Source organism: Pectinatus sottacetonis (genome assembly GCF_015732155.1).
GTDB classification, from domain to species: domain Bacteria; phylum Bacillota; class Negativicutes; order Selenomonadales; family Selenomonadaceae; genus Pectinatus; species Pectinatus sottacetonis.
In genome coordinates this window covers 359,088-381,009 of the sequence record NZ_WIQK01000001.1, presented here as the reverse complement: position 1 = coordinate 381,009, position 21,922 = coordinate 359,088, and the positions used below count along the sequence as shown (strand labels likewise).

At 35.6% G+C, this 21,922-nt stretch carries 16 protein-coding genes and 2 pseudogenes; 4 read left to right on the top strand and 14 right to left on the bottom strand.

The window, feature by feature from the left end:
- The first annotated feature begins 72 nt into the window (after nucleotides 1–72).
- Nucleotides 73–1,542, top strand: coding sequence for a glucose-6-phosphate isomerase (locus I6760_RS01700; protein ID WP_196592793.1), 1,470 nt, complete (start codon nucleotides 73–75; stop codon nucleotides 1,540–1,542).
- A gap of 97 nt (nucleotides 1,543–1,639) precedes the next feature.
- Here the strand turns inward: I6760_RS01700 and uvrA are convergent, their stop codons facing one another.
- The 10 genes and pseudogenes from uvrA to map all read right to left on the bottom strand — a co-directional run bounded on the left by uvrA (nucleotide 1,640) and on the right by map (nucleotide 14,307).
- Entirely contained in the window at nucleotides 1,640–4,492 is a 2,853-nt protein-coding gene (gene uvrA / locus I6760_RS01695) for an excinuclease ABC subunit UvrA (protein WP_196592792.1), read from the bottom strand.
- 108 nt (nucleotides 4,493–4,600) lie between these two features.
- Nucleotides 4,601–4,972, bottom strand: a complete 372-nt coding sequence (locus I6760_RS01690) for a MerR family transcriptional regulator (RefSeq protein WP_196592791.1) — start codon at nucleotides 4,970–4,972, stop codon at nucleotides 4,601–4,603.
- 150 nt (nucleotides 4,973–5,122) lie between these two features.
- A pseudogene (locus I6760_RS01685) lies at nucleotides 5,123–5,998 on the bottom strand (helicase-related protein); the annotation flags it as partial.
- 119 nt (nucleotides 5,999–6,117) lie between these two features.
- Nucleotides 6,118–7,227, bottom strand: a complete 1,110-nt coding sequence (gene tnpB / locus I6760_RS01680) for an IS200/IS605 family element RNA-guided endonuclease TnpB (protein WP_196592790.1) — start codon at nucleotides 7,225–7,227, stop codon at nucleotides 6,118–6,120.
- Nucleotides 7,228–7,800: 573 nt separating this feature from the next.
- Nucleotides 7,801–8,958: pseudogene (locus I6760_RS01675) on the bottom strand (DEAD/DEAH box helicase family protein); the annotation flags it as partial.
- A gap of 90 nt (nucleotides 8,959–9,048) precedes the next feature.
- Entirely contained in the window at nucleotides 9,049–10,200 is a 1,152-nt protein-coding gene (locus I6760_RS01670) for a S41 family peptidase (protein WP_196592789.1), read from the bottom strand.
- Between the two features lie 119 nt (nucleotides 10,201–10,319).
- Nucleotides 10,320–11,447 carry a murein hydrolase activator EnvC family protein gene (locus I6760_RS01665; RefSeq protein WP_196592788.1) on the bottom strand — a complete coding sequence of 376 codons (1,128 nt, stop codon included), beginning with the start codon at nucleotides 11,445–11,447 and terminating at the stop codon, nucleotides 10,320–10,322.
- Nucleotides 11,448–11,458: 11 nt separating this feature from the next.
- The gene (ftsX, locus tag I6760_RS01660; protein WP_196592787.1) at nucleotides 11,459–12,346 is read right to left on the bottom strand and encodes a permease-like cell division protein FtsX; all 888 of its coding nucleotides are present in this window, start codon (nucleotides 12,344–12,346) and stop codon (nucleotides 11,459–11,461) included.
- Nucleotides 12,336–13,046: a cell division ATP-binding protein FtsE gene (gene ftsE, locus I6760_RS01655; protein ID WP_196592786.1), complete on the bottom strand. Its 711-nt coding sequence runs from the start codon at nucleotides 13,044–13,046 to the stop codon at nucleotides 12,336–12,338. The genes ftsX and ftsE overlap by 11 nt, the downstream gene beginning before the upstream one ends.
- 388 nt (nucleotides 13,047–13,434) lie before the next feature.
- Nucleotides 13,435–14,307 carry a type I methionyl aminopeptidase gene (gene map, locus I6760_RS01650; RefSeq protein WP_196592785.1) on the bottom strand — a complete coding sequence of 291 codons (873 nt, stop codon included), beginning with the start codon at nucleotides 14,305–14,307 and terminating at the stop codon, nucleotides 13,435–13,437.
- Nucleotides 14,308–14,536: 229 nt separating this feature from the next.
- Here map and uvrC point away from each other — a divergent pair, with 229 nt between their 5' ends.
- The 3 genes from uvrC to I6760_RS01635 all read left to right on the top strand — a co-directional run bounded on the left by uvrC (nucleotide 14,537) and on the right by I6760_RS01635 (nucleotide 18,292).
- Entirely contained in the window at nucleotides 14,537–16,366 is a 1,830-nt protein-coding gene (gene uvrC / locus I6760_RS01645) for an excinuclease ABC subunit UvrC (RefSeq protein WP_231036040.1), read from the top strand.
- Nucleotides 16,367–16,431: 65 nt separating this feature from the next.
- Nucleotides 16,432–17,289 carry a PHP domain-containing protein gene (locus I6760_RS01640; protein ID WP_196592784.1) on the top strand — a complete coding sequence of 286 codons (858 nt, stop codon included), beginning with the start codon at nucleotides 16,432–16,434 and terminating at the stop codon, nucleotides 17,287–17,289.
- A 451-nt stretch (nucleotides 17,290–17,740) separates the two neighbouring features.
- On the top strand, nucleotides 17,741–18,292 hold the full coding sequence (locus I6760_RS01635; protein ID WP_196592783.1) for a gamma carbonic anhydrase family protein: 552 nt from the start codon (nucleotides 17,741–17,743) through the stop codon (nucleotides 18,290–18,292).
- A gap of 126 nt (nucleotides 18,293–18,418) precedes the next feature.
- Here the strand turns inward: I6760_RS01635 and I6760_RS01630 are convergent, their stop codons facing one another.
- From I6760_RS01630 to I6760_RS01615, 4 genes are all read right to left on the bottom strand, one after another.
- Complete coding sequence (locus I6760_RS01630; protein WP_196592782.1) at nucleotides 18,419–19,558, bottom strand: HD-GYP domain-containing protein; 1,140 nt, start codon at nucleotides 19,556–19,558, stop codon at nucleotides 18,419–18,421.
- Between the two features lie 108 nt (nucleotides 19,559–19,666).
- Nucleotides 19,667–20,149, bottom strand: coding sequence for a hypothetical protein (locus I6760_RS01625; RefSeq protein ID WP_196592781.1), 483 nt, complete (start codon nucleotides 20,147–20,149; stop codon nucleotides 19,667–19,669).
- Nucleotides 20,150–20,158: 9 nt separating this feature from the next.
- A complete protein-coding gene (floA, locus tag I6760_RS01620) occupies nucleotides 20,159–21,157 on the bottom strand; it encodes a flotillin-like protein FloA (protein ID WP_196592780.1) in 999 nt (332 codons plus the stop codon).
- A 34-nt stretch (nucleotides 21,158–21,191) separates the two neighbouring features.
- Nucleotides 21,192–21,824, bottom strand: a complete 633-nt coding sequence (locus tag I6760_RS01615; RefSeq protein WP_196592779.1) for an NfeD family protein — start codon at nucleotides 21,822–21,824, stop codon at nucleotides 21,192–21,194.
- Between the last annotated feature and the right edge of the window lie 98 nt (nucleotides 21,825–21,922).

Below are 21,922 nucleotides of genomic sequence, written 5' to 3'. Positions count from 1 at the left end.
AGATGTCTTATGTTTGGGAAAATATTTCCTAAATATGATAAAGTATTTATGTAGAGAGGGGTATATTGAATAATGAGTTTAAAACTGAAATCAGGATTTGAATTCGATTATGACAATCTTTTAGGCGAAGGATGCGTAACTGAGGCTGATGTGCAGGAAATGATGCCTAGGCTGCAAAAAGCACACAAGGCAATGGATGTTATGCGTAAAACTGGTATTATCCGGGGACATTTATCAAAAGATGGTACACCAGAAAAAGTTTTATTTAGCCAGCTGCCATATGTAAAAGAAGGCAATTTGAATTCACCCGAATCAATAAGTCGTTTGAAAAAATTTGGTGAATCTGTAAAAAATAGGGTTGATGCCGTCATTTCATTGGGAATTGGTGGTTCTTTTCTGGGGAATAAGGTTCTGTTTGATGTTCAGTGCGGTAGTTTTTGGAATTTAAAAACAAAAGAAGAACGCAATGGATACCCAAAAGTGTTTTTTAGTGGAAATAATATTGACCCGCGCAGTACAGGGGATTTACTTGAATATATAAATTATATGGCTGATATGGCTATGCACCATGATAAAAAAAGTCCACATACGTATAAAGTTATGCTTATATGCATATCAAAATCAGGTGGTACACTTGATACAATGTCTAACTTTATGGTCATATATGATGCTTTAAAACGTAATCCTAATATAGAAGTGGAAGTTACTGCTGTTACTGATCCTAATGAAGAAAAGCCTACACTTCTCAAGAAAATGGCTATGAAAAATAAATGGGAAACATTTGCTGTTCCTGATGGTGTAGGTGGTCGGTTTACGATTTTTTGTGAAGTAGGACTAGTTTTGGCTGCTGTTATTGGTTTTGATATAGAAGCCTTTTTAGAAGGGGCCAGGCAGATGGATATTGCCTGCCAGGATGATAATATATGGAAAAATCCGGCAATGCTTAATGCTGCTCTTAAATTTATTGCATCTGAAAAATATGGTCGTAATGAAGAAGTAATGATGCCATATGGTGATTATTTGGAATCGGTATCAATGTGGTATATTCAGCTATTAGCTGAATCGCTGGGAAAACAATTTGACAAAGAAGGCCGGGAAGTATGTTATGGTCGTACTCCTATAGTTGCTATAGGAACGCGTGATATGCATTCGCAAACTCAGCAGCATCAGGAAGGCAGCTTAAATAAAGTTGTCCAATTTATTCGTATAGATAAATGGGATAAGGATATTGTTATTCCTAATGCTTTTCCTGAAGCAAAAAAATTGTCAGATATTTCAGGGGTAACAATGGGACAGGCATTGGAAGTAGCACGCCAGTCTAATGCCGATGCGCTTATATCAAATCATCGTTTTAATGCTGTATTCAGTTTGCCGCAGTTAAATGCGTATCATTTAGGTGAACTTTTATATATGCTGGCGATGTCAGTAGCATATGAAGGTGAACTTGCTGATGTTGATGCATTTAATCAGCCTGGAGTAGAAGCGTATAAACGTATTATGGGACCTAAATTACAGCAGGTAAAATTAGCAGGTTTAAAATAATACAAAGTTAACAACGATAGGTGAATAGAGAAGTTATACAAAAGACTGCCGCAGGATCATTCTGCGGCAGTCTTTTGTATGGAAAATATAGAAATTTTTATTCAACCTGGGCATCTTTGGTTAATTTTATGCCTTCTTTAAGTATTGGAGCCAGGAAATGGCCTGTATATGATTCTTTTACTTTTACTATTTCCTCGGGAGTTCCCTTGGCAACTACGGTACCCCCTTTATCGCCGCCCTCAGGGCCAAGATCAATTATATAATCAGCAGTTTTTATTACATCAAGATTATGTTCTATGACAATAACGGTATCACCATTATTGACTAAACGTTGTAATACTTCCATCAATTTGTGAATATCAGCAGTGTGAAGGCCTGTTGTTGGTTCATCTAAAATATACAAAGTCTTTCCTGTACTGCGTTTGGCCAGCTCAGCAGCCAGCTTTATGCGTTGAGCTTCACCACCTGATAGAGTAGTGGCAGGCTGTCCCAACTGCATATAACCAAGTCCCACATCCTGTAAAGTCTTGAGCTGCCGTGCCAAGCGGGGGATATTTTGAAAAAATTCAACTGCTTCATCAATTACCATGTTTAAGACATCTGATATATTTTTTCCCTTATATTTTACTTCTAAAGTTTCTCTGTTATAACGAGCTCCCTTGCATACTTCGCAAGGAACATATATATCAGGAAGAAAATGCATTTCTATTTTTATAATGCCGTCACCGTGACAGGCTTCACAACGTCCACCTTTAACGTTAAAACTGAATCTTCCTGGTTTATAACCGCGTATTTTAGCTTCTTTTGTCTGGCTGAATACTTGGCGTATTGTGTCAAATACACTGGTGTAAGTTGCTGGATTAGAGCGAGGAGTGCGTCCAATAGGTGATTGGTCTATATTAATTATTTTATCAATGTTTTCAACGCCTTTAATAGCTTTATATTTGCCGGGTTTACCTTTACTGGTATAAAATTTTGCAGCGAGTCCCTTATATAGTATTTCATTTACTAAAGTGGATTTTCCTGAGCCTGATACTCCAGTGACAAGTGTCAGTACACCTAAAGGAAATTTTACACGCAGGTTTTTCAGGTTATTTTCAGCAGCGCCGATTACTTCAATGTATTTGCCATTGCCTTTTCTTCTGATCAGTGGTACAGGGATAAATTTTTTACGGCTTAAATATTGGCCGGTAATTGATTCAGGAATTTTTTGTATTTCTGCGGCTGTTCCTTGCGCAACAACTCTGCCCCCATTAGCACCAGCTGCCGGTCCAATGTCGATGATGTCATCAGCAGCATACATAGTATCTTCATCATGTTCTACTACTATAAGAGTATTTCCAAGATCCCGCAGATGTTTTAATGTAGCAAGCAGACGATTATTATCACGTTGATGCAACCCAATACTAGGTTCATCAAGTATGTATAATACGCCCATAAGTCCCGAGCCTATTTGTGTGGCTAGACGTATACGCTGCGCTTCACCGCCTGATAATGTTCCGGCTGCCCGGCTTAATGTAAGATAATCTAATCCAACATTTAATAGAAAACCAAGACGGGAATTTATTTCTTTTAGTATTTGTGCGGCGATCATTTTATCACGCTTACTCAATTTTAGCGAGCAGAAAAATTTGTCAGCTTCAGCAATAGTCATATTGGTCACTTCGTTAATATTCTTGCTGCCAATAGTTATAGCAAGTGCTTCTGGTTTTAAGCGGGCTCCATGGCATACGGGACATGGGGTTATGCTCATATATGCCTCATAGCTTTCCCGCATTACATCGGAATTGGTTTCTTTATAACGGCGGGCTAATAACGGCAGAACACCCTCGAAGGCTGTATGATATTCTTTTAGTTCCCCGAACATGTTTTCGTAAGAGAAGGAAAAACATTCATTACCTGATCCCTGAAGAAGTATTTTTTGTACTTTTTCTTTTACAGCTGGCCAGGTAGTATCAAGTGTATAACCATAGGATTTTAATACAGCCTCAATTTGACACATGGCATATGATGCGGGATTTTTTGATAAAGGGGCGAATAAACCGTCACTAAAGGAAAGTGTTTTATCAGGCATGACTAAATCAATATCAAATTCTTGTTTACTGCCAAGCCCATCACATTCTGGACAGGCACCGTAAGGACTATTAAAGGAAAATAACCTTGGGGCAATTTCAGGTAGGCTTATACCACAGTCAATACAGGCAAAATTTTGGCTGTACATTAAAAGTTTACCATCAATGATTTGTACGTAAACGATATCATGACCTAAATCCAAGGCTGTTTCTATAGAATCAGCTAGACGGGATTCTATACCTTCTCTTACAATAAGCCGGTCAATAATGACATCAATAGTGTGTTTTTTATTCTTTTCTAAATCAATATCATCATTTATATCCATTATTTCTCCGTCAATACGGACACGAACATAGCCTTGTTTACGGATACTTTCCAGGATTTTTTTATGCTGTCCCTTTTTTCCGCGGATTACCTGGGCCATTATGAGTAGTTTGGTTTGAGGTGGCAGGTTCATTATATTATCAAGAATTTGGTCGACAGATTGCTGGGTGATGGGCTTGCCACATATGGGACAGTGTGGTTTTCCGACACGGGCGAATAATAAGCGGAGATAGTCATATATTTCTGTGACGGTGCCAACTGTTGAACGAGGATTCCGGCTTGTAGTTTTTTGGTCAATGGATATTGCCGGGGAAAGACCTTCTATATAATCTACATCTGGTTTGTCCATTTGGCCTAGAAACTGCCGAGCATATGATGATAATGATTCTACGTAGCGCCTTTGTCCTTCGGCGTATATAGTGTCAAAAGCCAGAGAAGATTTGCCAGAACCGGATAAACCAGTTATTACTACTAGTTTATCACGTGGAATAGTTACATCGATATTTTTTAAATTATGGGAACGAGCCCCTTTTATTTTTATAGAATCCGGCAAAATTTTCAACTCCTAAGATTTTTTATATCATAGGAATAGTATATAGTAAAAAAAAAAAAATATCTATAGTTTATTTATATAAACTATAGATATTAAATTTAATTTTGTTTACTGAACTTTTATTGGAGCTTTTTTCAACTTGACTTTATATATTTTTATTTTTGCGTCTAAATTATTTAAGTAATCCAGCCATTGTCGCTGTTTTTTTAATACATAGTGCCGATGTTTTAGTAAAAGATTTAAACGAGCCCGCATAGTAGCATCGCCCTGATAGCGGAGCTTGGCGTAGGTTTGGATATCACGCAGCAGCATGCCGGTATCCTTGAGTCGTTTAATGAAAAGTATCCATTCAATGTCATTCTCTGAGTAGTCACGGCAGCCATTCTTGTTGCGGGTGACGCGAATTAATTTTTTCTTCTCATAATAACGTAAAGTAGATTCACATATGCCGGTTATTTTGGAAATTTGACTAATAAACATAAAATCACCTCAAAATTTGACATAAAATATAATTATTATTTATTTGTTTTTTAACCAACCTGTATTAAATAAATAAAATGATTTTAATTTTAGTGCAAGAAAGGTTTGTATTTAATTGGAAAAAGCAGTTTATACATAGTAATGTATTAATTATCGTTTTTTTAATTTTTTTTCGTTTTGCAATTCAAAAATTATATCGCGTAATTCAGCAGCTTTTTCAAATTCTAAAGCTCGTGATGCAGTTTGCATTTCTTTAGTCAGGGTAATTATTAATTTTTGTTTTTCTTTAGCAGTCATTTTTAATTTTCTTTTGCTGGTTTTATATTCTGTTTTGTTTTCTGCTACCATAGTCGTTTCAATGAGATTTTTAATCTTCTTCTTTATTGTAGTAGGGGTTATGCCGTGTTTTTTATTATAAGTATCCTGTATTTTGCGGCGGCGTTCAGTTTCTTCTATAGCTCTTTTCATGGAATCAGTAATACGGTCGGCGTATAAAATAACCATACCATGGGCATTGCGGGCAGCACGTCCTATAGTTTGGATGAGTGATGTTTCTGAACGCAGGAAGCCTTCTTTATCAGCATCTAATATAGCTACCAGAGATACTTCGGGCATATCCAGGCCTTCACGCAGCAGATTGATGCCGATGAGTACATCAAAGACACCTAAACGCAGGTCGCGGATTATTTCAGTACGTTCTATTGTGGCAATATCTGAATGGAGATAGCGTACTTTTATACCTAAGTCTTTTAAATAGTCAGTTAAATTTTCCGCCATTTTTTTTGTTAATGTAGTGACAAGTACACGTTCCTGCTTATCAATACGGATTTTTATCTCACTCAATAAGTCATCCATTTGGGATTTTAACGGGCGGACTTCTATACGGGGATCTAATAATCCAGTAGGACGAATTATCTGTTCAACAATCTGATTTGCCTGGCTGAGTTCATACTGAGCCGGAGTTGCTGATACATAAATTATTTGATTAATGCGTTCTATAAATTCTTCAAATCGTAAAGGTCGGTTCTGAACCTCCCACGACTAAAGTCGCGGGGTTCCTACTTCATAGATAGTTGCGCCAAAAGCACGTCTTACATTATCTCCACAGGCTATCCCCGTAGTTCCTACGGTTCTTATATATGTTATTACGCTGTTATGTTTAATATTCTTAGTCCTTCATTGCGAATGTTTATGGCGGCATTTATATCTCTGTCATGCTGGGATTTACAGTTAGGACATTCCCATTTCCTTATAGTAAGGTCTTTTATTTCTTTGTTTTGGTAACCACAATTATGGCACAGCTGGCTTGATGGATAGAATTTGTCTATTTGTACTATTTCTTTGCTATACCACTGAGCTTTATATTTTAGCTGACGGATAAATTCTGACCAGCTGGCATCTATGATGCTTCTGGCTAATTTGTGATTTTTCAGCATGTTATTTATTTGTAAGTCTTCTAAGCAGATAACATCGTAGTTTTCTATAAGTTTATGAGATAGTTTATGCAGCATATCTTTTCGCTGATTTGCAATACGTGCCTGCAGCCTGGCTACTTTGATTCTTGCTTTGTTCCTGTTTGAGCTGTCCTTTGTTTTTCGGGACAAGCTTTTTTGCAGTTTGGCAAGTTTTCGTAGTGACTGTTTCAGGTATTTGTGATGGGGATGTTTATCGCCATCGGAAGTGATTGCAAATTCTTTTAGGCCAAGGTCGATACCGACATAGTTGTCAGTACGATTAAAAACAGGTTTTTCTATTTCTGTACAGCATAGGGATACAAAGTATTTACCATCAGGGGTTTGTGATATTACTGCGTTTAAGATTCTGCCCTGTGGTATTTGTTTATCTCTTATTTTTACCTTACCCAGCTTGGGAAGTTTTATTTTTGTTCCCAGAAATTCAATGTTGCTATTGGTAAAGTTTGTCTTGTAGGATTTATGCCTGTTCTTTTTGGTCTTGAATTTAGGAAAGCCAACTTTTTTATGTTTAAAGAAGTTCTGGTAAGCTGTATCGAGGTCTTTTAACGCGTTTTGTAAGGAACATTTATCTGGTTCTTTTAACCAGGTGTTTTCTTTTTTCAACTGCGTTAAATTACTGGAACATTTGGTATAGGTAAGTGTGGTTTTATCATTATTGTATGCTTTGATTCGCATGTCGAGATAGTGATTAAAAACATATCTTACGCAGCCAAATGTTTTTTGCAGCAGTAGTTCTTGTGTTTTGTTGGGGTATATCCTAAATTTGAAGGCTTTTTCCATGATTGCTCACTTTTCTTTTTATCTTTACAAGATTATTGCCTGATTATTTTAAACTTAACATGCAGGCTTTAGAAAAGCAAGTTCTTTGCAGTAACATATATAAGAGTCGTAAGTTCTTTTTTAGTCGTATGGGGGAGGTGTCGTTCACACGGGCTTGCTACTTCCCATGCGGTTCTCTTATGAACTCCTTTATGTTTCCATAAAGCACAGACTATATCTTGTCCTTCGGCATTATCCGTTAAGGTCTGCCCACTTCCAGCCGCTTGGCTGTACTTCCCTCAAGAGGAATAGTCGTTGGGGATTCTCCTGTTCGGAGCTTTCCTGCTGATTGTCCATTTTCTTAGTGTTTAGGGTTTAACCTTGCACCATACAGCATATTTTTTTTACTTTCGTCGCCGTCACGTTTGAGCTTGTTTCATCTTAGCGTTGTGGCTATGCTGTCTTTAGGAGTTTCCAGCATTTCAGGCAGTATTGGATTGGTCTTTGCCAATCTCTATATGCATATTTCTATACATACTGACTAGTTTGGTTGCCTAACTCAGACTGAAGTCACGAGTGTGCGGCTCCCATTTAATCAAAGGCAGAAGGAAGACGAAACCCATTGTCCACAAGGGAAATTTTACGTGAGTGATCACCAGCATACATGGCACGCAGCTGGGGTAAAGTCACATGTGATTCATCAACGACAATAAGAAAATCCTCAGGAAAATAATCTAAAAGGGTATAAGGCGATTCACCTTTTTTTCGTCCCGTCAAATGGCGTGAATAATTTTCGATGCCAGAACAATAGCCCATTTCCTGCATTATTTCTAAGTCATAGTTAGTACGCTGTTTTATGCGCTGGGCTTCTAATAATTTTCCTTTATTTTCAAAAAATTTTACTTGCTCATTTAGTTCTGCTTCAATTGATTTTACAGCTCTTTTCATGTTTTCCGGTGAAGTTACATAATGGGAAGCGGGAAAAATAGTAACACTTTTTCGTTCGCCTAGGATTTTTCCTGTTAAAGGGTCAAATTCACTTATTCTGTCTATTTCATCACCAAATAATTCAATACGTACGGCACGGTCTTGATAGCCAGCAGGATAGATTTCAATAATATCACCATGTACGCGGAATTTGCCGCGGATAAAATTTATATCATTTCGTTCGTATTGTATTTGTACCAGCTTGCGCAGTATGGCATCACGTGGATATTCTTCGCCGCGGCGTGCAGAAAGGACAAGTTCATAATAATCTTCTGGTGAGCCTAAACCATAAATGCACGATACACTTGCTACAATTATTACATCGCGTCTTTCAAATAAAGAACAAGTTGCCGAATGGCGTAATTTATCAATTTCATCATTTATGGAAGAATCTTTTTCTATATATGTATCTGTCTGGGCAATGTATGCTTCCGGCTGGTAGTAATCATAATAACTGACAAAATATTCAACAGCATTGTTGGGGAAAAATTCCTTGAATTCACTAGCAAGTTGAGCTGCCAGTGTCTTATTATGGGCAATTACAAGAGTGGGTTTTTGTACTTTTTCTATCATTTTAGCAATGGTAAAAGTTTTTCCTGTGCCTGTAGCACCAAGGAGTACCTGTGCGGTTTGTCCATTTTCTACTCCGGCAGCAAGATCTTTTATAGCTGCTTTTTGGTCGCCCATAGGTTTAAATGGTGCAACAACTTTAAATGGAGTCTTTTCCACTAAATGGAGGGTATTTAATTTTGGTACAGTTGCCATTATATTATCTCCCGAATAATAAAATAAAATCATCCTATTAGAGTATAAACTCAATAATTAGAGTATAAACTAATAGGATGATTTTGTGAACTATTTCATTTTCTCTTTTAGCACATTAATTGCTGTTTCTAGCTGATTGTCGATTGTTCCATTAAGATTTAACTGTACTGGGACATCAGGTTCAATACCTATGCCATCTATAGATCGTCCGCTGGGAGTATAGTATTTAGCAATTGTTATTTTTAATGCACGGCCACTGCCTAGAGGAATAATCTGCTGCACAGAACCCTTACCATAGGATTTTGTTCCTACAAGGGTAGCTGCTTTGGTGTCCTGCAAAGCTCCAGATAATATTTCTGCGGCACTGGCACTGTTTTTATTAATCAATACGACTATAGGATACTTTGTTTGTGCTAGATCAGATTGGAAAACTTCTTTTTTGCCATTGCGGTCAACTGTTGAAACAATAATTCCTTTTGGTACTAATTGTTTAGCAATTTGTACACAACTGGTCAATAATCCACCGGGATTAGAGCGCAGGTCGATAATTAGTCCCTTCATATTTTGCTTTTGTAGATCATCATAAGCTGTAGTAAATTCATTACCGGTATTTTCAGCAAACATACCTATTCTTATATAGCCAATATTATTTTTTAACATTTGATGACTTACTGTTGCTGTTTTTATTGTGGCACGGGTTATTTTTATTTGTTTTGTTCCCTGGGCATTTTTTATAGTCAAAGTAACACTTGTTCCGACAGGTCCTCGTATATGGGATGCTATTTGTTCAAAGGAAAAATCTTTTGCTGGTGTATCATCTATGGCAATTATTTCATCACCCGGTTTTATACCAGCATTTTCTCCAGGAGTATTTTTCATGACGGCGATGACATTTACAATTTTTTTATCCTTGTCATATTGCATAACAACACCAATTCCACCGAATGAACCTTCAGTTTGTTCCATTAAGCGTTTATATAAACTTTGATTAAGATATATAGAATGAGGATCTCCTAGAGAGTTAACCATTCCGGTTATGGCCCCGTCGATAAGTTTATCATCGTCTACCTTTTTCACGTAATAGGTTTGTATTAGTCTTAAGGCACTAAAAAAGCGTACAGTATCAGATATTTTATACCGGTTGAATCCACATAGAAAATAGATACCGGTAAGAGTAATAAAAGATGATACAAGAAAGACGATAATTACTAATGCAGCTAGAAATTTTTTCTTTATTTTCATAAATTAATCACATCCAATAATTTTTTTTGAAACGGGACCAAGGAAATTTGGTAAAATAGATTACTGCTGCAAATATTACGAATTTTATATAGAGTATAAAGTGGAATAAAAAGATATTTTTATAAATAATTCAAAGGGTTTACCGGATGCCCATTTTTACGTACTTCAAAATGACAGTGAGGCCCGGTAGAATTACCAGTAGAACCGCAATAGGAAATAACCTGACCTTGTGATACATGCTGTCCCTGGCTGACGGCAAGTGACTGGTTATGACCATATAGTGTTTCCAGCCCACCACCATGGCTTATAATAACAGCATTACCATAGCCGGATATCCAACCAGCATATATAACTGTACCACTGGCTGCTGCATGTATTGGTGTGCCATAGCTGCCACCAATATCAATGCCGGTGTGAAATATCCGTCGGCCATAAAGCGGATGAACGCGCCACCCAAAGGGAGATGTAATCGGGCCTGATAAAGGCCATATAAAAGTACCATTTCCGGCAGGCGTGCTTGAAGAATCATATTGACTGTTATAATTCTGAATAAGTTGTTCTACCTGTCGTGATGCGGCTACTATTTCATCATAAGCTTGTTCAGCGGTTTTTCTATCATGTTGTACTTTATATAGCAAAGCTTGTTTTTGGTCTTCAGTAGTTTTCAATATATTGTATTTTTCTTTTGCTGATTGCACCAATTTAGCCGTTTTACTGCGGTCGCTCTCTAATTCTTTTTTCGTGGCAGTTATAGTTTGTTTTTCTTGCATGATACTGCTTATAAGATTGTAATCATAACGGATTATTCGTTTTACCAGTGATAAGCGTGTCAAAAAGTCAGAAAAACTGTTTGCTCCGACAAGTACGTCTATATAGCTTATTTGTCCATGCATATATATATCACGAATCCTTTTATCAAGAATTTCCTGGCGCTTACTGAGCTTTTTCTGAGTTCCTTGCAGCAATTGTTCATTATTGTCAATCTTTTTTTGTGTGGTATCAAGTTGGTTTTTTACATTGTTATAAGCTGCTGTTGCATTATTTACTTGTGCGGAAATATTACGCAATTGTTCCGATACAGTTAATTCCCTTGATTTTACTGCATTTATTTCATTTTTTTTGGCAGCAGCCTCATTGTTTAAATTATCTAGTTTATTTTGCAATGATTCAGCAAAAACAGAACTGCAAAAACTTGTTATAATAATTATACTTGTAAGAATATAACAAAGTCGTTTGTGAAAAAACATAAAAAAATCTCCTATACCTCAAGAAATCGTTTTATCGATATGGTACTTCCTAAAGCACCAATAATAATACCGCTGAAAATAATGAGTAGTGTAATATATGTTATAAAAGGATATATGGAAATTAATGGGAAAAAGGCCATCATATCATATATTTTATGGGTTAGGACAGAGTAGGAAATATGTAGGAGTAAGGCAGCAATGTCACCACCGATGAATCCCAGGACAACACCTTCTAATAAAAATGGCCAACGAATAAACCAATCAGTTGCACCTACATACTTCATTATAGCTATCTCTTTACGCCGGGCAAAAACTGTTAATCGTATAGTGTTAGAGATTATAAATATTGTTGCTCCGGCTAAGAAAATTATTACGGCTATACCAATGAATCGGATGAGTTTTGTCAGTTCGAATAAATGCTCAACGACATCCTGGGCATAAACAGCACTATCAATGCCCTTGAATTTAGTTACTTTCTGGGAGATAGTTTTTACCATATCAGGTGATTTAACAGTAACTTCAAATGCATTAGGCAAAGGATTGGTATTATCTAAGGCATTAAGAAGGTATTTCTGATCGCCCAATCTACTTTTGAAGCGTTTCATGGCATCTTCTTTAGATACATATTTTATGGAGTCAATACCGGGTATTCCCTTGAGCTCATCTTCTATAGTCGATTGCTGCTGTTTGGTAATATTATCCTTTAAATAAATACTTATCTGTACTTGTGATTCCAAAGTAGATGCCATACGGTCGAGATTAGCAACGACCATTATAAACATTCCTAAGATGAAAAGCGATATAGTAACAGTTCCTATTGAAGCTAAGGACATCCAATTGTTGCGTTTTAGGGATATGGCAACTTCCTTTATAAAATATTCTGATGTTCTAAATTTCATAGCCATAACCTCCTATTGAATCATCGCGGGCAATACGACCATTTTCTATGGCAATTACACGTTTCTGCATGGTGTCTACAATGCTTTTGTCATGTGTAGCCATTACGATAGTTGTTCCTGCGGCATTTATTCGCTGGAAAATATCCATAATTTCCCATGAAGTTTCTGGGTCAAGATTACCTGTTGGTTCATCAGCGATTACAATTGAAGGATTATTGACAACGGCTCTTGCTATAGCTACACGCTGCTGTTCGCCTCCCGATAATTGTGAGGGAAAGCATTTGTATTTTTCTCTTAGTCCCACAACGTCTAGGACACTATTGACACTTCGTAGAATCAGGCGCCGGGGCGATTCTATTACGCGCATGGCAAATGCTACATTTTCATAAACAGTTTTGTTAGGCAAAAGACGGTAGTCTTGAAAAATAACACCAAGACCGCGGCGTAGATAGGGAATATCACGTTGCTGCATATCATTTATAGAGTAGCCATTTACTAATAAACTTCCTGTTGTAGGAAGTATTTCCCGTAATAATAATTTGATGAAAGTGGATTTGCCTGCACCACTTGTTCCAACAATAAAAACAAATTCTCCATATTTTATTTCTATATTTACGTTGTCAAGAGCAATTGCACCGTTATCATATACTTTGGAAATATTTTCCATTTTAATAACATTTGTTTCATTGGATGATTTCATTAAAGATGTTCTCCTTAGCTATTGTGATAGACTTTCCGGTAAATTGTCTAAATAAATATTACAGGAAAATTATGGAATGAAATAGTTCAGTTACTGTTTGGTAGCACCAAGTTTTATTAGTAATATCTACCCTGCTTATATAATATAATAAAACACAAATAGTGCTCTTATTTGTATTCGTTTTACAGTTGGTATAGATATTATTAAAATATACGTGAAAAATAGAATGACTATTTAATTGTAACATATTATTATGTGTTTGTAGAAATAATTTAAAAATTTATTACTTATGGAATTAACCACTTTTTGCCTGCTGTTCACTGAGCAGCAGGCAAAAAGCGGATTATTGTTGGAAAGGGTTTATGATTTCAGTAATATGACTGAAATATCAATCGGCAAGAATCTGTGTCCCAGTTTGGGTGATAAGAATAGTCTTTTCCCATTGGGCAGATAGTGAGCCATCTTTGGTGTAAACGGTCCATCCGTCTTTTTCATCGGTATATACATCATGACCACCAATATTTATCATTGGTTCAACTGTAAGTACCATTCCTGGAACTAGCAGCATCCCGGTATTTTTTTCTCCGGCATGGTTTACAAATGGTTCTTCATGAAATTTTTTACCAACGCCATGTCCGCCTAATGCAGTGACTACAGAGTAATTGTTAGCATGGGCATATTTTTGGATCATTGCACCTATATCCCCAACAAAATGCCATGGTCTTACAGCTTCTATCCCTAATTCCATGCACTTTTTAGTAACTTCAACAAGCTTTTTAGCTTCAGGAGATACATTGCCAATCATGAACATGCGCGAGGCATCAGCAAAATATCCATCGAAAATAGTAGTTATGTCAACATTTACAATATCACCGTCTTTTAAAATAGTATCTTTAGAAGGGATACCGTGACAAACTACGTTATTTATCGAAATACATATACTTTTAGGATATCCGGCGTAATTTAAACAAGCTGGAATGCCACCGTTATCAACTATGAATTTGTGAACCATATCATTTAATGTGAGTGTGTCCATACCTTCTTTTATGTTATCAGCAACTAGGTCGAGGGCAGCATTATTTATTTGGCCGCTTTTTATGATACCGGCAATATCTTTTTCATTTTTTATTATTTCATGCGGCGGTTTTATTTGTCCTCTTCTGGGGTCAAGTTTTATTGAAGCAATTTTTTCATCAAAGTCTAGATGACAGCGTTTATATTTAAGGCCGCTGCCGCACCAGCAAAGATCATTTCTATGCAAGGTTATTCCTCCATTATTAGTAAGTTAAACTTATTATCATTATAAATTAATTTTGCAGATAACTATATATAATTCTGCTTTAAAGAAAAATAATCCTTTATTTTATTTAAAATTAAAAAAGATATAAGAATAAATAAATATTAATGGATTATAATTATTTTACAATTTATGTTGAATATTATAAAATAATTATCTGGATAAAATTTATAAAGAAACATGGTTGATATATATGAATGATTTAATAGAACAAAAATTAAAACAGCTGCCGTCTGCTCCCGGAGTATATATAATGAAGGATGCGGCAAAAAGGATAATATATGTCGGGAAAGCTGTAATATTAAAAAATAGGGTAAGACAATATTTCCAAAGTAATAAAAATCATTCGGCAAAAGTTATTGCAATGGTTAAAAAAATTGCTGATTTTGAAACAATAATTACTGGATCAGAAATCGAAGCCTTAATTTTAGAATGTAATCTTATAAAAAAGCATCATCCCCGCTATAATATAAGTCTGCGTGATGATAAAACTTATCCATACTTGAAAATAACCCTGAAAGAAGATTTTCCCCGGGTATTAATCACAAGAAGAATAAAAAAAGATGGTTCACGTTATTTTGGACCGTATACCAATGTAGGTGCTATGAAAGAAAGCCTGAAACTTCTGAGAAGATCTTTTCCCCTGCGCACTTGTAAGAATATGAATGTTGATCGACCTTGTCTTGAATATCATATAAAAAGATGTATGGCTCCATGTGTAGGGAAAATTGGTAAAAAAACTTATGGTGAAATGGTAAAATCTGTATTATTGTTTCTAGAAGGTAAAAGTGATATCTTGGAAAAAGTACTTTATCAGCGCATGGAAAAGGCAGCAGAGAATTTTCAGTTCGAGCTGGCAGCGTCTTTGCGTGACCAATTAGCAGCAATAAAAAAGACTACTGAAAAACAGAAGATAATGACTTATGGCAAAGATCAGGATGCAGTGGGGATGGCCCGTTCTATATATGGTGTATGCATGCAGGTATTTTATATAAGAGGCGGGAAAATGATCGGCCGGAATCATTTTATATTAAAAAATATTGAAAATGAAAGTGATATTGCTGTAATGACAGCGTTTTTTAAACAGTATTATAATCAAGCGTCTTCTTTACCGCAGGAAGTTTTACTGCCAATTAAAATTTATGATGGACTGCTGATGGAACAATGGTTGACAGCGGTAAAGGGTAAAAAAATTGATATAATAATACCGCAAAGAGGATTAAAAAAGGATCTGGTCAATATGGCTGCCGAAAATGCAGCAAAATTTCTGAAGGATGAAGAAGAACGTATAATGAAGGAAAATGCTCAGACTATGGGTGCCGTTAAGGAATTAGGAAAATATCTGCATTTGGCACGTTTACCAAGACGTATGGAATGTTTTGATATATCTCATATACAAGGTTCAGAAACAGTTGCATCAATGGTTGTTTTTGAAGATGGGCTGCCAGATAAATCCTCATACAGAAGATTTAAAATCAAATCTACAGAAGGAAAACCAGATGATTTTTTATCAATGAGAGAAGTAACTAAAAGGCGCTATGAAAAAGTAGATGCTGATGATATGCCTGATCTTATAATAATTGATGGAGGCAAGGGACAGCTTAGTTCTGCCTTGGAAATAATAAGAGGGGCAGGACATATGATGGTACCAGTAGTCGGACTGGCTAAACAGTTTGAATATATTTTTACTGAAGGAGAAAGTGAACCTGTTATTTTACCACGACATAGTGAGGCTTTGTATTTAGTACAGCGAATACGTGATGAGGCACATCGTTTTGCGATCACTTACCATAGAAAACTGCGCGGCAAAAGAAATATGGTTTCGATTTTAGATCACATTGATGGGATTGGTCCCAAAAGACGGCGAATATTGTGGGAGCATTTTGGCAGACTGGATAAGATAAAGGAAGCAGACGTCGCTCAATTAGCAGCGGTTAAAGGAATGACAAAATCAGCGGCACAGGCAGTTTATAATTTTTTTGCGGCACAGGAATCGTTTGTTACTAAAAATAATATAAAATAGTTTACATTGTTTTTGTGTAAGAGTTGCTTTACAATAAATGTATAATTATCAAAAGGCGGGATAATATGAAATTTATAGATTTACATGCCCATTCTACAATGTCGGACGGCACGTGTACTCCTGAAGAATTGGTAAAACTAGCAAAAAAAACAGGATTATCAGCAATAACAGTTACTGATCATGATACTATTGATGGTATACAGGAAGCAGCAACGGCAGCTGAGAAAATTGGAATTAAATTTATTACAGGTATGGAAGTATCTGTTGATTATAAAGATCGTAAATTACATGTTGTAGCCCTGGGATTTAATCCGATGAGTGATAAGTTTAAAAAATTATATAAAAAAATCCGCAGTAACAAAGAAGATAAAATAGAAAAGGTTATTGCAGCTATTCGTGAAAAAGGAATAGATATTAGTATGGAAAAAGTAAAACCTTTTGTATATGGGAAAAATATGGAAAGATATGCAATAATGCGTTATATGGCAGCAATTAAGGTTTCGGATAAAATTCAGGAAATTTGGGATAAATATTTAAATCCGGTAATAGAAGAATTGGGTCTCAATAAAAATGTCACTATAAAAGAAACTGCTGAGGGAATTCATGCGGCAGGAGGAATAATTTCTTTGGCACACTTTCATAAATTCATAGGATTAAAAGGATTAACTCGTGTTGACCAGGAATCAGCAATAGCTGATCTCCGTATCCAAGGACTTGATGGAATGGAAAAATATTATAGCAATTATACCGGAGATGATAAGGCTTTTGCTGCGGCAATGATTAAAAAATACAAGATGCTGCCGACAGGTGGTAGTGATTTTCACGGAGCAAATCGTGTAGGTGTAGAACTAGGAACGGGGATAAATAACAATTTGCAGATTCCTTATTCGCTTTACGAAAATATAGTAAAATTTATATTATGATACTTAAGACAGTCTTGTTTTGACATAAGTCAACCGGGGGAATAGATGCCTATTCCTCCAGCTTTGTTCTAAAAAATGATGAATATTGTAATATAATATTAAAAGCGGTGGTCAGATGTTAAATATAGGAAATAACATATCTTCAGCTGGTGGATTTACAGCAATGGTAAAAGAGATAGTTCATTTAAGTAAAGACCAGACATGAAAAATAGGCAAGGAAATATTGGTTTGGATGTGTTAGTAAGAGTAATTAACCATCCTAAATTATGCCATCTGCTGTTTATTTTATAAATATCCAATGATCATGACGGTTATGCTGAAGAAATAGCTTTATTGAGAAAGTATTATACTAGATGACTTGTTCCTTATAAGTATAAATCTTCTTTATAATAAGGGAAAAATATGATAATATTATAAATAAATAGTATTTTGTGAAAAGGAAGGATCTAGTATGATTAAAGATTTTAGAGGTAAAACTCCTATTATTGACAAAAAAGCATATGTGTTTCAGGAAGGCTGTATTATTGGTGCTGTAGAGATGGATGAATACAGCAGTGTATGGTTTAATGCTACTGTTCGTGGTGATATTGCGCCAATTAAAATAGGTAAGTACAGTAATATTCAGGATAATGCCGTATTACATGTAGCTGATAATTTGCCATGTATTGTGGGAGATTTTGTTACAGTGGGGCATAGTGCAATTCTTCATGCTTGTACTGTTAAAGATAACTGTCTTATTGGAATGCATGCCACTGTTCTTGATGGAGCTGTAATTGGTACGGGGTCTATTGTAGGAGCAGGAGCCCTAGTAACAAAGAATACAATTATTCCGCCACATTCATTAGTTTTAGGAATGCCGGCGAAAGTTGTAAAAACAATGGATGCAAAGACGATGGAAAATATGCATGCGCAGGCTGTTAAATATAAGATGGAATGGACAGAAAAATATGGTATTCTTCCTAATGCTGGCGGTGAACAATATAATGGAGAAAAAATAGTTTAAAAACAAGGAATTATCATATGAATAGTATTTATTTTATAAAAAATGAACTCACTACCGTGTTATAGTGGGTTCATTTTTGAATAAAAGTATGTATGACAATTTTTACTACTATGCATGCTTAAATAACTATTGTTCATCTGGCAAATATAAAAGTGTTACTGGATCAAAATTGAGTTTTTCTATCAAGGACAATACTTCATAATCATCATAGACGCGTTCAATATAACAATAATTATTTTGTGATAAATTTAGTAATATCGGCTTAGGTAAAAGCTTTTCTGATTTATCAGTAAAGATATAGATAATAGGAGCCAGTATCTTCCCATATATAGATTTTTTTACTATAGCTGTACCCATATTGGTTTTTAAAATAGTTCCATTAGGATAAATAGCGACATTATCAAAAAATTTTTTTAATATTTTCATATCAAACTGTCCTTGTGAATGAAACATCATAATATTATATGCTATATGCGGTTTATAGGCTTTTTTATAAGGACGTACGCTGGTAAGAGCATCGTATACATCCGCTATTGCCACAATTTTAGCATAAAAATTTATCTGTTTGTCAACAAGCTTATATGGGTAACCGGTTCCATCTATTTTTTCATGATGCTGACCGGCTATATCAATAATATTGTTACTGAAATGTCCAGCCTTGCGTAGTTTTTGCATAGAAAAAACGGGATGTTTTCTTATGAAGGAAAATTCATCTTCTGAAAGCGTAGTAGATTTATTTAAAATTTCAACAGGAATAGAAGTTTTTCTGATATCGTGCAGCATAGCACCTAGTGTCAGTTCTTCTAAATCCCTGTAAGATAGATTATATAATACACCAATTAATGATGATAAAACAGCAACATTTACAGAATGGACCATAGTGTAACTGTCATGAGTGCGAATATCAGTCATTTGTACCAGATTATCTTTATTTTTCATAATTTCTTTTATGATAGAAATTATGGAACTTTGCAGTTTATCTACTAAGAGTATGCCTTTTTTTTCTAGTTCATCAAGAGAGTTAGATAAATTTTTTATGGCAGCAATGCGTGTAGCTTCACAAACAATGTCATTAGGTAGCACAAAACGAGTAGAAATATTTGTTGATATTACAGTTACTTCTTTTATTCCGGCTTGCTGAATTTTAAATATGTAAAAAGGAGTCAGCTTTGTGCCACGGCGCAGTAAAAAAAGTCCGTTATCATCATAAATGCTCTGGCATATTATCATTCCAGGACGCAGCCTGTCTACAGGTAATGTAATCATAAATTCACCTTATTGATTAATTAAAATAGTTATAGCAATAAATTATTAATGTAAAATATGTGTATTATAAACGAGATATTAGTATTGTAAGTTCAGTTCAGGTGATAGCTATTTTAGCGGGAAACGTTTTATGCCGAATTGTTCCATATATTTTAAAGATTTTGGTGGACCCAGTACCTCTATATAAGTAACAGCCCGCAGAATTGATTGTCTGGTGATATCTATGGGTTGTGAAGTCTCGTAATTAGAGGTGGGTAAAATGTTTAGCATACAAGGTTTATCACTAAGTGGACTAGGAATATTTTGCTCATTACTTTTATCAATATGCATATTTGGAGTATTTATATTTGGTTTAGAAAAGACAATTGTAGTCCCAGGAGCTTTAGGTTCAGGTGACAGCTGTTTTTCTGGCTCTTGAACTTTATTGGGTTTACGAATCATGTAATCATAAGTTTTTTTATCTGAAGAAGTATTATTTTTATCTGTAGGTTTGGTTATCGGTGGGAAAGTTTTTTTCTGCCGCTTTTTTTTCTTGTCTGTTAAGGAAAAAATATATATAACTATAGCAGCAATAATTATAAGTGTAGTCATTTAATTCACCTATTTTACCGATTGAGGTGGCTGCTGAGTGTGATTATCAGAAGTTTTACCAATGGTTTCGCGCATTTTAGTGTCAGCCTTGATATTATTTAGATTATAATAATCCATTACACCGAGTTTTCCTTCACGCAGAGCTGCTGCAAGTGCATGAGGAACTTCTGACTGGGCTTCAACAACACGAGCCTGCATTTCTTGAGTATAAGCACGCATTTCTTGTTCCTTAGCTACAGCCATTGCTCGTCTTTCTTCAGCTTTGGCTTGGGCAATACGTTTATCAGCTTCAGCTTGATCAGTTTGTAGTTGGGCACCGATATTTCTGCCTACATCTATATCAGCAATATCAATTGATAAAATTTCAAAAGCAGTTCCAGCATCTAAACCTTTACCCAATACAGTTTTAGAAATATCATCAGGGTTGGCTAGAACATCAGTATGACTTTCTGATGAACCTACAGTAGTGACAATACCTTCTCCTACACGGGCAATTATAGTAGGTTCTCCAGCGCCGCCAACCAGTCGGTCGATATTAGCTCGAACTGTTACCCGGGCTTTGATTTTTAATTCTATGCCATTTTTAGCAACAGCAGAAACAACAGGTGTTTCTATTACCTTAGGATTGACACTCATCTGCACAGCTTCTAATACATCACGTCCAGCTAGATCTATAGCTGCGGAACGTTCAAAAGGCAAGGGTATCTGTGCTCTTTGAGAGGCGATTAAAGCATCGACTACTTTATCAACATTACCACCGGCAAGATAGTGGGCCTCTAACTGGTTAGCGTTAACGGTCAATCCGGCTTTATTGGCTTTAATTAATGGTAAGATTATTTTCTGTGGTATAACACGGCGCATACGCATACCCACTAATGTAAATATGCCAACTGATACATTTGCAGCAAGAGCAGAGATCCATAGTCCCAATGGAACAAAGTAAAGAAATAGCATCACGATGACAACAGCAATGATAAGCAGAAAACCAGATCCAAGCAATATTTCCATTTTGTAACCTCCAAATTACATAGTTAAATTAGTTTTATATTTTTCTTACGATAACCCGGCCACCAGTAGTTTGTATAACGTGTATTTTTTCTCCTTTTTTTATATAGGATCCTTCTGAAATAACATCTACTGGAGTACCATCGATAAGAGCAGTGCCGGACGGACGAAGTTCAGTGATAACAATACCTTCTTTATGAAGTAAAGAAGAATTGTCAATGTTGCTTATATAGCCTTTTTCTTCCGTTGAAGAATTGACTAAGATAATTTTTGACCATAATTTACTGGCAGGAAGTTTTTTTATTATAAATATAAAAATTATTATGGCAATGATAAAAGATCCAAGCAACATATATACAGCACTGAGATTCCCCCCTAATGCCAGTATAATACTATACAACATCATTACAATGCCTAATGCTGCAAAAATTCCAGTTGCCGGAGTAAAAAGTTCAACTATTATAAATAGTATACCGCCTAAAAATAAAGCAATATGGTAAATGTTGACAAGACCATTTATATAGCTGCTGCCCCAAAATATAGCAGCAGCTATCATTCCTAATAAAGCACCAAAACCTGAACCACCTGTTTTAACCTCTATCAATATAGATAAAAATATTATTGCAAGCAAAATTATTTTCAGTGCTGGCAGACCAACAGCAATCCCCATTATAAATACTCCTTTTAGCTTACGTATGGTATAGCTATATCAATTATTATTCAAATAGACATTATTGTTAGCTGAATATATCTATAATTATATTAAGA

Coding starts and splice junctions, on each gene's coding strand:
- I6760_RS01700 (WP_196592793.1), top strand. CDS start 73: ATGAGTTTAAAACTGAAATCAGGATTTGAATTCGATTATGACAATCTT.
- I6760_RS01690 (WP_196592791.1), bottom strand. CDS start 4,972: ATGTTTATTAGTCAAATTTCCAAAATAACCGGCATATGTGAATCTACT.
- tnpB (WP_196592790.1), bottom strand. CDS start 7,227: ATGGAAAAAGCCTTCAAATTTAGGATATACCCCAACAAAACACAAGAA.
- I6760_RS01670 (WP_196592789.1), bottom strand. CDS start 10,200: ATGAAAATAAAGAAAAAATTTCTAGCTGCATTAGTAATTATCGTCTTT.
- I6760_RS01665 (WP_196592788.1), bottom strand. CDS start 11,447: ATGTTTTTTCACAAACGACTTTGTTATATTCTTACAAGTATAATTATT.
- ftsX (WP_196592787.1), bottom strand. CDS start 12,346: ATGAAATTTAGAACATCAGAATATTTTATAAAGGAAGTTGCCATATCC.
- ftsE (WP_196592786.1), bottom strand. CDS start 13,046: ATGAAATCATCCAATGAAACAAATGTTATTAAAATGGAAAATATTTCC.
- uvrC (WP_231036040.1), top strand. CDS start 14,537: ATGAATGATTTAATAGAACAAAAATTAAAACAGCTGCCGTCTGCTCCC.
- I6760_RS01640 (WP_196592784.1), top strand. CDS start 16,432: ATGAAATTTATAGATTTACATGCCCATTCTACAATGTCGGACGGCACG.
- I6760_RS01635 (WP_196592783.1), top strand. CDS start 17,741: ATGATTAAAGATTTTAGAGGTAAAACTCCTATTATTGACAAAAAAGCA.
- I6760_RS01630 (WP_196592782.1), bottom strand. CDS start 19,558: ATGATTACATTACCTGTAGACAGGCTGCGTCCTGGAATGATAATATGC.
- I6760_RS01625 (WP_196592781.1), bottom strand. CDS start 20,149: ATGACTACACTTATAATTATTGCTGCTATAGTTATATATATTTTTTCC.
- floA (WP_196592780.1), bottom strand. CDS start 21,157: ATGGAAATATTGCTTGGATCTGGTTTTCTGCTTATCATTGCTGTTGTC.
- I6760_RS01615 (WP_196592779.1), bottom strand. CDS start 21,824: ATGGGGATTGCTGTTGGTCTGCCAGCACTGAAAATAATTTTGCTTGCA.